Below are 14,972 nucleotides of genomic sequence, written 5' to 3'. Positions count from 1 at the left end.
AAGGGGGAGAAAGTGAACACCGAGGACAAGCTGCGCTCGTACCTCAAGCAGGCTGCCGCCGATCTGCACGACACCCGTGAGCGCCTGCGCAAGGCGCAGGACGACGCCCACGAGCCGGTGGCGATCGTGGGGATGGGGTGCCGGTTCCCGGGTGGGGTGGGTTCGCCGGAGGAGTTGTGGCGGCTGGTGGTGTCCGGTGCGGACGCCGTGTCGTCGTGGCCGGCGGACCGGGGCTGGGACGTGGAAGGGTTGTACGACCCGGATCCGGACGCGGTGGGCAAGTCGTACTCGCGGTCGGGTGGTTTCCTGTACGACGCGGCGGAGTTCGACGCCGACTTCTTCGGTATCTCTCCTCGCGAGGCCCTGGCGACCGACCCGCAGCAGCGGTTGCTGCTGGAGACATCCTGGGAGGCGTTCGAGCGGGCGGGCATCGACCCGGCGTCGCTGCGCGGCAGCCGTACCGGCGTCTACATGGGTCTGATGTACCAGGACTACGGGTCCCGGGTCGGCAAGGCCCCCGAGGAACTGGAGGGCTACCTCCTCAACGGCAGCGCGGGGAGCATCGCCGCGGGCCGGTTGTCGTACACGTTCGGTCTGGAAGGGCCGGCGGTGACGGTGGACACGGCGTGTTCGTCGTCGTTGGTGGCGTTGCACCTGGCGGTGCAGGCGCTGCGGCGGGGTGAGTGCTCGATGGCGTTGGCGGGCGGTGCCACGGTGATGTCGTCGCCCGGCCTGTTCGTGGAGTTCAGCCGACAGCGCGGCATGTCTCCCGACGGGCGGTGCAAGGCGTTCGCCGAGGCCGCCGACGGCACGGGTTGGGCCGAAGGTGTGGGCGTCCTCGTCGTGGAGCGGTTGTCGGACGCCCTGCGGTTGGGGCATCCGGTGCTGGCCGTGGTGCGGGGGAGTGCGGTCAATCAGGACGGTGCGAGCAATGGTCTGACTGCGCCGAACGGTCCTTCGCAGCAGCGGGTGATCCGGCAGGCGCTCGCCGACGCCCGGCTCACCGCCGCCGACGTGGACGCCGTGGAGGCGCACGGGACGGGGACGCGGCTGGGCGATCCCATCGAGGCGCAGGCGCTGCTGGCCACCTACGGGCAGGAGCGGCCCGGTGATCGGCCGCTGTACCTCGGCTCGTTGAAGTCGAACATCGGGCACGCTCAGGCGGCTGCGGGTGTGGGTGGGGTCATCAAGATGGTGATGGCGCTGCGTAATGGTGTGCTGCCGAAGACCCTGCATGTGGATGTGCCGTCGTCGCACGTGGACTGGTCGGCGGGTGCGGTAGAGCTGCTGACCGAGGATCGTGAGTGGCCCGACGTCGACCGCCCCCGCCGGGCCGGTGTGTCCGCGTTCGGTGCCAGTGGCACGAACGCGCATGTGATCGTGGAGCAGGGTCCCGAGCCGGAGGTCGTCGCCTCCGTCGAGTCCCGGGGGCTGCTTCCGTGGGTGGTGTCGGGCAAGTCGGAGGGGGCGTTGCGGGCGCAGGCGGAGGCTCTGCGTGCGTTCGTGGTCGGGCGTGCTGATGTGGATCTGGCTGGTGTGGCGGCTGGGTTGGTGGGGTCGCGGTCGGTGTTCGAGCACCGGGGTGTGGTGGTCGGCCGGGATCGGGATGAGGTGTTGGCGGGTCTGGGGGCGTTGGCGTCGGGGGGTGTGGCGCCGGGTGTGGTGACGGGTGTGGGTGCCGGCGGTCGGCGTGTGGTGTTCGTGTTTCCTGGTCAGGGGTCGCAGTGGGTGGGTATGGCGGCTGGGTTGTGGGAGTCGTCGGGGGTGTTCGCGGGGGCGATGGAGCGGTGTGAGGCCGCGTTGGCTCCGTTCGTGGACTGGTCGTTGTCGGCGGTGGTGCGGGGTGAGGAGGGTGCGCCGGGGTTGGACCGGGTGGATGTGGTGCAGCCGGTGTTGTTCGCGGTGATGGTGTCGTTGGCGCAGTTGTGGCGGTCGTGTGGTGTGGTGCCGGCGGCTGTGGTGGGGCATTCGCAGGGTGAGATCGCGGCTGCTGCGGTGTCGGGTGCGTTGTCGCTGGAGGACGCGGCGCGGGTGGTGGCGTTGCGGAGCAAGGCGTTGGGTGTGCTGGCGGGGCGTGGCGGGATGGTGTCCGTGGCGCTACCCGTCCATGAGGCTCAGGGTTTGCTGGGTGAGGGGTTGTCGGTGGCCGCCGTCAACGGGCCGGCCTCCACGGTGGTCTCCGGTGACGTGGATGCGCTGGAAGTGCTGTTGGCGCGCTGTGAGGCCGATGGTGTCCGGGCCCGTCGTATCCCGGTCGACTACGCCTCGCACTCCGCTCATGTCGAGCAGATCCGCGACGACTTGAAGGACCTCCTCCAGGCCGTACGACCCCGGGCGGGGCAAGTGCCGTTCTACTCCTCGGTCACCGGTCAGGTGGTGGACGGCTCCGAGCTGGACGGGGAGTACTGGTACACGAATCTGCGTCGGACGGTTGATTTCCATGGTGCGACGAGGGCTCTTCTCGCGGATGGTTTTGACGCGTTCGTGGAGGTGAGTGCGCATCCGGTGCTGACGGCGTCGGTGGAGGAGAGTGCCGAGGAGGCGGATGCCGGGGCGGTGGTGCTGGGCACCCTGCGTCGTAACGAGGACGAGCAGCGGCGTTTCACCCTCGCCCTGGCGGAGGCTTTCGTCGCGGGGCTGGACGTCGACTGGGGTCTTGAGGGCCGGATGTCGGACTTCTTGGAGTTGCCGACGTATGCGTTCCAGCGGGAGCGGTACTGGCTTGAGCCGGTCCGGTCGGGTGTGGGTGATCCTGCTGATCTGGGTCTGGAGGGGCTTGGGCACGGTTTGTTGGGTGTGTTGGTGCCGGTGCCGGATTCCGATGGTGTGGTGCTGACGGGGTCGTTGTCGTTGCGGTCGCGGCCGTGGCTGGCGGAGCACGCGGTGTTCGGTACGGCGTTGCTTCCGGGGACGGCCTTCGTGGAGATGGCCCTCCGCGCCGGGGCCGAGGTCGGTGCCGGGACCGTGGAGGAACTGGTGCTGGAGGCACCGCTGCTGCTCGCGGACGAGGAGGACGTCCGTCTGCACGTGAGCGTGGCCGGCGCGGACGACTCCGGACGCCGTGCGGTCGTCGTCCGCTCCCGCTCCGGGGACGAGGAGTGGACCGTCCACGCGCGCGGAGTGGTCGCGCCCCCCGCCCCCGGTGAGCAGGCCGCTCCCGTCGTCTGGCCGCCGGTGGGTGCGGAACCGGTGGATGTCTCGTCGCTGTATGACGATTTCGGTGCTGCCGGGTATGACTATGGGCCTCTTTTCCGGGGTGTGCGTGCGGTGTGGCGCGGGGCCGGGGAGGTGTTCGCGGAGGTCGAGTTGCCGTCCGGTGGCGGTGAGGGCTTCGCGTTGCATCCGGCGTTGCTGGACGCGGCTCTGCACGCGCTGGTGTTGATCGATCCGGATGCGGATGGTGTCGGCGTGCCGCGGCTGCCGTTCTCGTGGGCGGGTGTGTCGCTGGTGTCCTCCGGTGCGAGGGCGCTGCGCGTGCGGATCGCCGAGGCGGGCGAGGGCGCGGTGTCCCTGGCGGCGACCGATACGGCGGGACGGCCGGTGGTGTCCGTGGACTCCCTGGCGCTGCGCGCCGTCAGCCCCGAGCAACTGCGGGCCGGACAGGAGCACCTCTACCGCCTGGAGTGGCAGCAGGTTCCGGCCGCGCCCACGACCGCCGACGGCTGCCTCGTCCTCGATCCCGACCTGGAACTCCCGACCCTCGGCGAGCCGGCGCCCGGCATCGTCGTGGCCCCGGTCGTGACGGGTGAGGACGATGTGGCCGGGGAGGCGCGCACGATCACCGCCCGGGTCCTGGCGCTGGTGCAGCGCTTCCTGAGCGAAGAGGCTTGGGCTTCCTCGCGGTTGGTGGTGGTCACCCGTGGTGCGGTGGCGGTGCGGCCGGGCGAGGATGTGCCGGACCTGGCGGCCGCCCCGGTGTGGGGGCTGGTGCGCTCGGCGCAGCGGGAGCACCCCGACCGGCTGTGGCTGGTCGACGGCGCCGACGAGGCGAAGGCCGCGAGTCTCGCCGTAGGAGACGAGCCTCAGTTGGCGGTGCGGGACGGGGCGTTGTTCGCGCCGAGGCTGGTGCGGCACCGTGCGTCCACCGCCGACGCGGGCGCGGGTCTGGCCGGGACGGTGCTGCTCACGGGTGGTACCGGCACCGTGGGTGCCCTGGTGGCCCGGCATCTGGTCGTCGCGCATGGTGTGCGGGATCTGCTGCTGACCAGCCGGCGTGGTGAACGGGCGCCGGGTGTCGCCGGGTTGGTGTCCGAGCTGACCGGGTTGGGTGCCCGGGTGACGGTCGTGGCCTGTGATGTGGCGGACGCCGATGCGCTGGCCGGTGTGCTGGCGGGGATCCCGGAGGACCGGCCGCTGTCGGCGGTGGTCCACGCGGCGGGTGTGCTGGACGACGCCGTGGTCACCGGACTGACGCCGGGCCACCTGGACCGGGTGCTGCGGCCGAAGGTCGACGCCGCGCTCAACCTGCACCGGCTCACCCGCCACCACCCCCTCAAGGCGTTCATCCTGTTCTCCTCCGCGGCCGGTGTGCTCGGCAGCCCCGGGCAGGGCAACTACGCGGCGGCCAACGTGTTCCTGGACGCCCTCGCCGCGCACCGTGCCGCGGCCGGGCTGCCGGCGCTGTCCCTGCCGTGGGGGCTGTGGAGCGAGCGCAGCGAACTGACGGCGTCGGTCACCGAGGCGGGCGGGTCCGGGGTGCTGGGCCTGTCGTCCGAGGAGGCGCTCAGGCTCCTCGACGCGGCATGGGGGTCCGCCGAACCCGTGCTGGCGCCGGTCCGCCTCGACCACGCGGTGCTCCGCCGCCAGGACGCGCTGTCGCCCGTGCTGCGGCACGAGGTGCGCCGCCCCGGGAACGCCGGGCGGACCGCCGTACGGGCCGCGACCACGTCCGCCCGGGAACGGCTGCTCGGGCTGCCGGAGGAGGAGCGCGGGGCGGCCCTGCTGGACCTGGTGCGCACCCACGCCGCCGCCGTGCTGGGGCACACCGCGACCGGTTCGGTGACGGCGGAACGCGCCTTCAAGGAGCTGGGCTTCGACTCCCTCACCGCCGTCCAGTTGCGCAACCGGCTGAGCGCGGCGACCGGGGTGAAGCTCCCGCCGACCGTCGTGTTCGACCACCCGACCCCGGCCGACCTGGCCGACCACCTCCACGGCGGACTGTTCGGCGCCGGTGAGGAGCCGCGGACCGACTCCGTCGGCGTTCTCGCGGAGCTGGACCGGCTGGAGTCCGCCCTGCTCTCCTCCGCCGCCCGGCTCGCGGACCCGGAGCAGGTGTCGTCCCGGCTGCGCGCCCTCGCCGCGAAGGTCGCGGGCGCGGGGGACGGCGGCGCGGACATCGACCAGGAAATCGCCTCGGCCACAGCTGACGAGCTGCTCGGCCTCATCGACAAGGAATTCGGCTCCGTGTGACCCGGACCCGTCCCGGGCGATGAGCGGCACCTTCCACGCGATCTTCGAAAGGCATTGGGCAAGGCGATGGCAGAGCAGGAAAAACTCCTTGAGTACCTGAAGCGGATGACGGCCGACCTCCGGCAGGCGAACCAGAGGCTCGGCGACGTCGACGCCAAGGCGCACGAGCCGGTGGCCATCGTCGGGATCGGCTGCCGGTTCCCCGGCGGGGTGCGGTCACCGGAGGAGCTGTGGGAGCTGGTGGCGGGCGGCTCGGACGCGATCTCCGGGTTCCCCGTCGACCGGGGCTGGGACCTGGACGGTCTCTACGACCCGGACCCGGAGGCGCGCGGGAAGGTCTACGCCCGCGAGGGCGGTTTCCTGCACGACGCGGCGGAGTTCGACGCCGGGTTCTTCGGGATATCGCCGCGTGAGGCGCTGGCGATGGATCCGCAGCAGCGGCTGCTGCTGGAGACGTCGTGGGAGGCCGTCGAGCGGGCGGGCATCGACCCGGCGTCGCTGCGCGGCAGCCGTACCGGCGTCTACATGGGCCTGATGTACCACGACTACGCCGTCCACGCCGCCGGGGTGCCGGAGGACCTGGAGGGTCACCTCGGCACCGGCACGGCGGGCAGCATCGCGGCCGGACGCATCGCGTACACCTTCGGTTTGGAGGGCCCCACCCTCACGGTGGACACGGCGTGTTCGTCGTCGCTGGTCACCCTGCACCTGGCGGTGCAGGCGCTGCGGCGGGGCGAGTGTGAGATGGCGCTGGCGGGCGGGGTGACGGTGATGTCGTCGCCGGCCGCGTTCCTGGACTTCAGCCGGCAGCGAGGGCTGTCCCCGGACGGGCGGTGCAAGGCGTTCGCGGAGGACGCGGACGGCACCGGCTTCGGCGAGGGTGTGGGCGTCCTCGTCGTGGAGCGGTTGTCGGACGCCCTGCGGTTGGGGCATCCGGTGCTGGCCGTGGTGCGGGGGAGTGCGGTCAATCAGGACGGTGCGAGCAATGGTCTGACTGCGCCGAACGGTCCTTCGCAGCAGCGGGTGATCCGCCAGGCGCTCGCCGATGCCCGGCTCAGCGCCGCCGACGTGGACGCGGTGGAGGCGCACGGGACGGGGACGCGACTGGGCGACCCGATCGAGGCCCAGGCACTCCTCGCGACCTACGGGCAGGAACGCCCCGCCGGACAGCCCTTGTTCCTGGGGTCGTTGAAGTCGAACATCGGGCACGCTCAGGCTGCCGCCGGTGTGGGTGGGGTCATCAAGATGGTGATGGCGCTGCGCAATGGTGTGCTGCCGAAGACCCTGCACGTGGACGCGCCGTCGTCGCACGTGGACTGGTCGGCGGGCGCGGTGGAGCTGCTGACCGAGCGGCGGGAGTGGCCCGACGTCGACCGGCCGCGCCGGGCCGCCGTGTCCTCCTTCGGGCTGAGCGGCACCAACGCCCACGTCATCCTCGAACAGGTCACCGCTCCGGAACCGGAAGCGGTCTCCCGCCCGCCGCACGGGTCGCTGCCCTGGGTGCTGTCGGCCAAGTCCGAGGCGGCGCTGCGCGCGCAGGCCGAGCGGCTGCACGCCTTCGTCGCCGAGCGACCCGGACTCGACCTGGTCGACACCGCGTACTCGCTGCTGCGCCGCCGCGCCGGCTTCGACCACCGGGCGGTCGTCCTGGCCGGGGACCGCGCCGGACTGCTGGCCGGCCTCGCCGCCCTGGCCGCCGGCGAACCCTCCCCGCACGTGGTCCGGGGCACGCGCGACGACGGCAGACTGGCCTTCCTGTTCACCTTCCAGGGCAGCCAGCGCCTCGGCATGGGCCGCGAGTTGTACGGCGCCTTCCCCGCCTACGCGGCGGCCTTCGACGAGGTGTGCGCCGCCCTCGACCCACGTCTCGGACGGCCGCTGAAGGACATCGTCTTCGCGGCCGAGGACACCCCCGAGGCCGCGCTGCTGGCCCAGGCCGAGTACGGCCACCCGGCGGTGTTCGCCCTGGAGGTCGCCCTCTACCGGCTCCTCGAACACTGGGGCATCCGGCCCGACGTCGTCTTCGGCGGCTCCAACGGCGACTCGGCCCTCCTGCACGTGACCGGGGCGCTGTCCCTGGAGGACGCGGCGGCCTTCGTCACCACCCGGGGCCGGCTGCTCCAGCAGACCCCGCCCGGCGGCACCATGGTCGCGATCGAGGCGTCCGAGGAGGAGGTCCGCGCCTCCCTGGAGGGCCGCACCGGCACCGTGGACATCGCCCTGGTCAACGGCCCCCGCCAGGTCGTCGTCTCCGGTGACGAGGAACTCGTCGCGCGCATCGGCGAGGAATGGCGGGCCGCCGGCCGGCGCACCCACCGGATGTCCTTCGGCCGGGCGTTCCACTCCGCGCACATGGAACCGGTCCTCGAACCGTTCGTCGCCGCCGTCCGGGGCCTGGACCTCCACCGGCCGCGCATTCCCGTCGTCAACTGCCTCGACGGCCGGCTCGCCGACCCGGACGAGCTGTGCTCCCCGGAATACTGGGGCCGCCACGTCCGGGGCGCCGTACGGTTCCTGGACGGCATGCGCACCCTGGAGGCCGAGGGCGTGCGCACCTACCTGGAACTCGGCCCGGTCGCGATGCAGTCCCTGATGGGCCGCGAATGCCTCGCCGAGGACAGCGACGCCGTGCTGCTGCCCACCCTCGCCGAGGGCCGCCCCGAGCCCGACACCCTGCTGACGGCCCTCGCCCACCTGTACGCGCGCGGCGCCGACATCGACGCCGACGCCTTCTTCGGGCACCTCGCCCCGCGCCGCACCGACCTGCCCACCTACGCCTTCGACCACGCCCACTACTGGCTCGCCGACTCCCCGGCCACCGGCCCCGCCCGCCCCGCCGAACTGGGCCTCGGCGCCGCCGACCACCCCCTGCTGGGCGCGGCGGTGTCGGTGGCCGGCGCCGACGAACTGCTGCTCACCGGGCGGCTGTCGGTGCGCACCCACCCGTGGCTCGCGGACCACGCGGTGGCCGGTACGGTGCTGCTGCCCGGCACCGCCCTCGCCGACCTGGCGCTCCACGCGGCCGACCTGTCCGGCTGCCGCGAGATCGGGCAGCTGACCCTGGAGTCCCCGCTCGTCCTGCCCGAACACGGCGCCGTACAGGTCCAGTTGGCCGTCGCGGCCGCCGACGGGACGGGCCGCAGGGAACTGACCGTCTTCGCCCGGCCCGACGACGCGCCCGACCGGCCCTGGACCCGGCACGCCACCGCCACCCTGATCCCGGGCGGCCCCGGCGAACCCGGCTTCGACCTCGCCGTCTGGCCGCCGCGGGACGCCCGGCCGCTGCCCGTGGACACCCTGTACGACGACCTCGCCGCCGCCGGGCTCGACTACGGCCCCGCCTTCCGGGGCGTCCGCGCGGCCTGGCGGCGCGGCACCGAGATCTACGCCGAGGTCGCCCTGACCGGCGAGCCGGCCGAGGGCTACGGCGTCCACCCCGCCCTGCTGGACAGCGCGCTGCACGCCTGGAGCCTCGCCGCACCGGCCGGCCGGGACCGGCCGCGGCTGCCGTTCCACTGGTCCGGCGTACGGCTCCACGCGACCGGCGCCGACACGCTCCGGGTGCGGCTGGCCCCGGCCGGCCAGGACGCGATGAGCCTCGCGGTCGCCGACCCGACCGGAGCGCCGGTGGCGTCCGTCGACGTGCTGACGGTACGCCCCGTCACCGCCGACGCGCTGCGCACCCCGCCCGTCGCGGACGCCCTGTACCGGCTCGACTGGCTGCCCGCGGACCCGGCGGAGCCGCTGGCCCCCGGCCGCTGGGCCGGCGTCGGCCCCGCCGCGGACGACCACTACCCGGACCTGGCGGCCCTCGCCGCCGCGCTCGACGACGGGACGCCCCTGCCGGACGCCGTCGTCGTCCACGAGCGTCCCGGACCGAACGACCTGCACGACGCCGTCCACCGCACGCTGCGGCTGCTGCGCGACTGGCTGGCCGACGACCGCTTCGCCGCCGCCCGCCTGGTCCTCGTCACCGGCGGCGCGACGGGGGAGCAGGTCACCCACCCGGCCGCCGCCGCGCTGCACGGCCTGGTCCGCTCCGCGCAGACCGAGCACCCCGGCCGGTTCGTCCTGGTCGACACCGACCGGCCCGAAGCCCCGCCGACGGAGGCCGTGCTCGGCACCGAGCCGCAGTTCCGCGTCCGCGCCGGCACCTGGTCGGTGGCCCGGCTGGTACGGGCGGAGGCCACCGGCGGGGCCCCGGCCGCCGCGGAGTCCACAACGTCCGCCCCCGCCTTCCGCCCCGGCGGAACCGTGCTGATCACCGGCGGCACCGGCACCCTCGGCGCCGCCCTGGCGCGGCATCTGGTGACGGCGCACGGGGTGCGGCACCTGCTGCTCACCAGCCGGCGGGGCCCGGCCGCGGAGGGCGCCGAGGAACTGGTGGCCGACCTGGGCGCGCTCGGCGCCACCGTGTCGGTCGTCGCCTGCGACGTGGCCGACCGGACCGCCCTCGCCGCGACCCTCGCCGGCATCCCCGCCGCACACCCGCTGACCGGCGTCGTGCACGCGGCCGGGGTCGTCGCCGACGGGCTGCTGGAATCCCTCACCCCGGAGCAGGCCGACGCGGTGCTGCGGCCCAAGGCCGACGCCGCACTGCACCTCCACGCACTCACCCGGGACGCGGACCTGGACCAGTTCGTGCTGTTCTCCTCCGCCGCCGGGGTGTTCGGCGGCGCGGGACAGGGCGCGTACGCGGCGGCCAACGCCTTCCTGGACGGCCTGGCCGCCCACCGCCGCGCGGCCGGCCTGCCCGCGCTGTCGCTGGCCTGGGGCCTGTGGGGCGAGCGCAGCGGCATCACCGGCCACCTGGCCGGGACGGACCTCGCGCGCATCGAACGGGCCGGGTTCGTCCCGCTCACCGTCCAGGACGGACTCGCGCTCTTCGACGCCTGCCTCACCGCCGGCCGGGCGGCCCTGCTGCCGATGCGCCTGGACACCGCGCCCCGCCCCGGCCGGGAGGTGCCGCCGCTGCTCGGCGGGCTGGTCCGCACCGCCCGCCGCGCCGCCCGGACCGCCGCCGCGCCCGCCACGACGCTGCGCGACCGGCTGCTCGCACTGCCCGCCGCCGAACGCGACGGCCTGCTCCTCGACCTGGTCCGCACCCACGCCGCGACCGTCCTCGGCCACACGGCACCCGACGCCATCGGCGCCCGGCACACCTTCCGCGACCTCGGCGTCGACTCGCTCAGCGCCGTCGAACTGCGCAACGCGCTCAGCCCCCTCACCGGGCTGGCCCTGCCCCCCACCCTCGTCTTCGACTACCCGACCCCGGCCGCGCTGGCGGAGTACCTGCGCCGGGAAATCCTGGCCGAGCACGCCGACACCGACACCCCCCGGCCCGCTGCCGGCACCGGTGCGGAGGACGAGCCGGTGGCCATCGTCGGGATCGGCTGCCGGTTCCCCGGCGGGGTGCGGTCCCCGGAGGAGCTGTGGGAGCTGGTGGCGGGCGGTTCGGACGCGATCTCCGGGTTCCCCGTCGACCGGGGCTGGGACCTGGACGGTCTCTACGACCCGGACCCCGGCGTACGCGACAAGGTGTACACCCGCGAGGGCGGTTTCCTGCACGACGCCGCCGAGTTCGACGCGGCCTTCTTCGGGATCTCGCCGCGTGAGGCGCTGGCGATGGATCCGCAGCAGCGGTTGCTGCTGGAGACGTCGTGGGAGGCCGTCGAGCGGGCGGGCATCGACCCGGCGTCGCTGCGCGGCAGCCGTACCGGCGTCTACATGGGCCTGATGAACCGCGACTACCTCACCCGGCTGCGCGCCATCCCCGAGGAACTGGAGGCGTTCCGCGGCACCGGCACGGCGGGCAGTGTGGCGGCCGGCCGGCTGTCGTACACCTTCGGCCTGGAGGGCCCGGCCGTCACGGTCGATACGGCGTGTTCGTCGTCGCTGGTCACCCTGCACCTGGCGGTGCAGGCGCTGCGGCGGGGCGAGTGCTCGATGGCGTTGGCGGGCGGGGTGACGGTGATGTCGTCGCCGGCCGCGTTCCTGGACTTCAGCCGGCAGCGGGGGCTGTCCCCCGACGGGCGGTGCAAGGCGTTCGCCGAGGGCGCGGACGGCACCGGCTGGGCCGAGGGCGCCGGTGTGCTGGTGGTGGAGCGGTTGTCGGACGCCCTGCGGCTGGGGCATCCGGTGCTGGCCGTAGTGCGGGGCAGCGCCGTCAACCAGGACGGTGCGAGTAACGGGTTGACCGCGCCGAACGGTCCTTCGCAGCAGCGGGTGATCCGGCAGGCGCTCGCCGACGCCCGGCTCACCGCCGCCGACGTGGACGCGGTGGAGGCGCACGGGACGGGGACGCGGCTGGGCGATCCCATCGAGGCCCAGGCACTCCTCGCGACCTACGGGCAGGAACGCCCCGCCGGGCAGCCCCTGTATCTGGGGTCGTTGAAGTCGAACATCGGGCACGCTCAGGCTGCCGCCGGTGTGGGTGGGGTCATCAAGATGGTGATGGCGCTGCGCAATGGTGTGCTGCCGAAGACCCTGCATGTGGACGCGCCGTCGTCGCATGTGGACTGGTCGGCGGGCGCGGTGGAGCTGCTGACCGAGCGGCGGGAGTGGCCGGACGTCGACCGGCCGCGCCGGGCCGCCGTGTCCTCCTTCGGGCTGAGCGGCACCAACGCCCACGTCATCCTCGAACAGGCCCCCGCACCCGAAGGGGCCCCGCAGGCGGACCTCACCCCGGTCCCCTGGGTGGTTTCCGGCAAGACCGAGACGGCGCTGCGCGCGCAGGCCGAGCGGCTGCACGCCTTCGTCACCGCACGCCCCGGACTCGACCTGGCCGCGGCCGGGCACGCCCTGCTGACCACCCGGACCACGTTCGAACACCGCGCCGTGGTACTCGCCCAGGACCGCGCCGAACTCCTGCGCGGACTGGCCGCCGTGGCCGCCGGAGAACCCGCCGCCGAGGTCGCCGAGGGCCGGCGCGGCTCCGGCCGGCTCGCGGTCCTCTTCACCGGCCAGGGCAGCCAGCGCCTGGGCATGGGACGGGGGTTGTACGACACCTACCCCGTCTTCGCGACGGCCTTCGACGAGGTGTGCGCCGCCCTCGACCCGCATCTCGGGCGGCCCCTGAAGGACGTCGTCTTCGCCGGCGCGGACAGCCCCGAGGCCGGGTTGATCCATCGGACCGGGTTCACCCAGCCCGCCGTGTTCGCCCTGGAGGTCGCCCTCTACCGCCTCCTCGAACACTGGGGCGTCCGGCCCGACGCCGTGGCCGGGCACTCCATCGGCGAACTGGCCGCCGCACACGTCACCGGCGTCCTCTCGCTGCCGGACGCCGCCGCCCTGGTCGCGGCCCGCGGACGGCTGATGCAGGACCTGCCGGCGGGCGGCGCCATGATCGCCGTACAGGCCACCGAGTCCGAAGTCCTGCCCCTCATCGGCGAAAGGGCGGACCGGGTCGGCGTCGCCGCCGTCAACGGGCCCGCCGCCGTCGTCCTGTCCGGCGCCGAGGACGCCGTACTGGACATCGCCGAGCGGCTGCGCGAGCGGGGCCGCAAGACCAAGCGGCTGGAGGTCAGCCACGCCTTCCACTCACCGCTCATGGACCCCATGCTCGACGCCTTCGCCGAGGTGGCGCGGAGCGTCCGGTACGCCGGGGCCGGCACGCCGTTCGTCTCCACCGTGACCGGCGGACCGGTGCCGGCGGAGGAACCGGGCCGCCCCGAGTACTGGGTACGGCACGTACGGCAGCCCGTGCGCTTCCACGACGCCGTGACCGCCCTGGCAGCCGACGGGGTGACCACCTTCCTGGAGGTCGGCCCGGACGGCGTGCTGTCCGCGATGGGCCCCAACTGCCTTGCCGAAAACGCCGATTCGGTCACCTTCGTGCCGAGCCTGCGCGGTGGCGCCGACGAGGCGCGGAGCCTCGCCAAGGCCGTGATCCGGCTGCACGCGCACGGCGTCGCCGTGGACTGGGCGGCGTTCAGCGGCACCCCGGTGGACTGGTCGGCGGCGTTCGACGGCCTCCGACCGCCCCGCGCCGAGCTGCCCACCTACGCCTTCCAGCGGCAGCGGTACTGGCTCGACGCGCCGCCCGCCGGCCCGGAGGACCTGGGCGCGGCCGGGCTCGGCACGGCGGACCACCCGCTGCTGGGCGCCGCCGTCGAACTGCCCGGCACCGACGGGATGGTGTTCACCGGACGCCTCACCGCCGGCACCCACCCCTGGCTCGCCGGGCACACCCTCGGCGGAACGCCGGTGCTGCCCGCCTCGGCCGTGCTGGAGACCGTCCTGCGCGCCGGGGACGAGACCGGCTGCGGCGCGATCGGGGACCTCGCCCTGGACGCCCCGCTCGTCCTGCCGGCGCGGGGAGCGGTCCGGCTGCGCCTGACCGTCGGCCCGTTCGCCGACGGCCACCGCACCGTCGAACTGCACACGCGGCCCGAGAGCGCGTCCGGCCCCGGCGGCTGGACCCGCAACGCCCACGGCACCCTGCGCCCCGCCGGGCCGGCCCCGGCCGACGCCCCGGCCGCGGGCCCCGCCCCGGAAGGTCCCGCCGCCGAGACCCCGCCCACGGACACCACCCCCACCACCTGGCCCCCCACCGGCGCCGAACCGGTCGCGGCCGACGAGCTGTACGGGCTGCTCGCGGCGGCCGGGCTCGCGCACGGGCCGGCGCTCCGGGCCGTACGGGCCGTGTGGCGCCGGGACACGGAGCTGTTCGCCGAGGTCGCCCTCGGGGCGGACGAGGCGCGGGACGCGGACCGGTACGGCATCCACCCCGTCCTGCTGGACGGCGCGCTGCACCCGCTGGGCCTGACCGGTCCGGCCGGGCCGCTGCCCGTCACCTGGTCCGGCCTCACCCTGCACGCCACCGGGGCCACGAGCGTCCGGGTCCGGATCACCCCGGTCGCGCCGGACGCCGTCTCGGTGCTGCTGACCGACCCGGCCGGACTGCCGGTAGCCTCCGCCGACCGGGTGGGACTGGGCCCCGTACCGGCCGGCCCGCCCCGCCCGGCGGCGGACCGCACCGGCCCGGCGGCGGACCGCACCACCCCCGCGTCCCCGCCGGTCCGGCGCGCGGTCACGGCCGCGCCCGCCGCCGCGCCCGGGGCCCGGGAGCGGCTGCTCGCGCTGGCACCGGACGAGCGGGCCCGCGCCCTGCTGGACATCGTCCGCCGGGGCACCGCCGTGGTCTTCGGGCACGCCGGTCCCGACGACGTGGACCCGGGGCAGTCCTTCAAGGACATCGGCATCGACTCGCTCACCGCCGTGGAACTGCGCGACCGGGTGACGGCGGCCACCGGCCTCCAGGTACCGCCGACCGTGCTGTTCGACTGCCCCACCCCCGCCGCGCTCGCCGAGCGGCTGGCGGAGGAGGCCGCGGCCGAGCTGTCCGGTGTCCGCGCACTCCACCGCGAACTGGACCGGCTGGAGGAGCTGCTGGCCGCGCTGCCCGGCGCGGGCCCCGAACACGAGGAGATCCACGCCCGGCTGCGGGCCCTCACCGGCGCCCCGGAGCGGCCGGTGGACCGCCCGGCGGCGACCGACCTGGAGTCGGCCACCGCCGAGGAGATCTTCGACCTGCTGGACGCCGAACTGGAGTCGCCGTGAGC

Annotated in this window: 1 protein-coding gene and 1 pseudogene; both read left to right on the top strand. The window is 74.5% G+C overall.

Annotated features, from left to right (window positions below; translation table 11 throughout):
* Positions 1–51: 51 nt before the first annotated feature.
* A pseudogene (locus ACZ63H_RS26900) lies at positions 52–5,409 on the top strand (type I polyketide synthase); the annotation flags it as partial.
* A 54-nt stretch (positions 5,410–5,463) separates the two neighbouring features.
* Positions 5,464–14,970 carry an SDR family NAD(P)-dependent oxidoreductase gene (locus ACZ63H_RS26895; protein WP_469869236.1) on the top strand — a complete coding sequence of 3,169 codons (9,507 nt, stop codon included), beginning with the start codon at positions 5,464–5,466 and terminating at the stop codon, positions 14,968–14,970.
* The last annotated feature ends 2 nt before the right edge of the window (positions 14,971–14,972 follow it).

The sequence above is a fragment of the Streptomyces sp. NPDC104831 genome, assembly GCF_055583025.1.
This window is presented reverse-complemented; position numbering and strand designations above follow the sequence as displayed.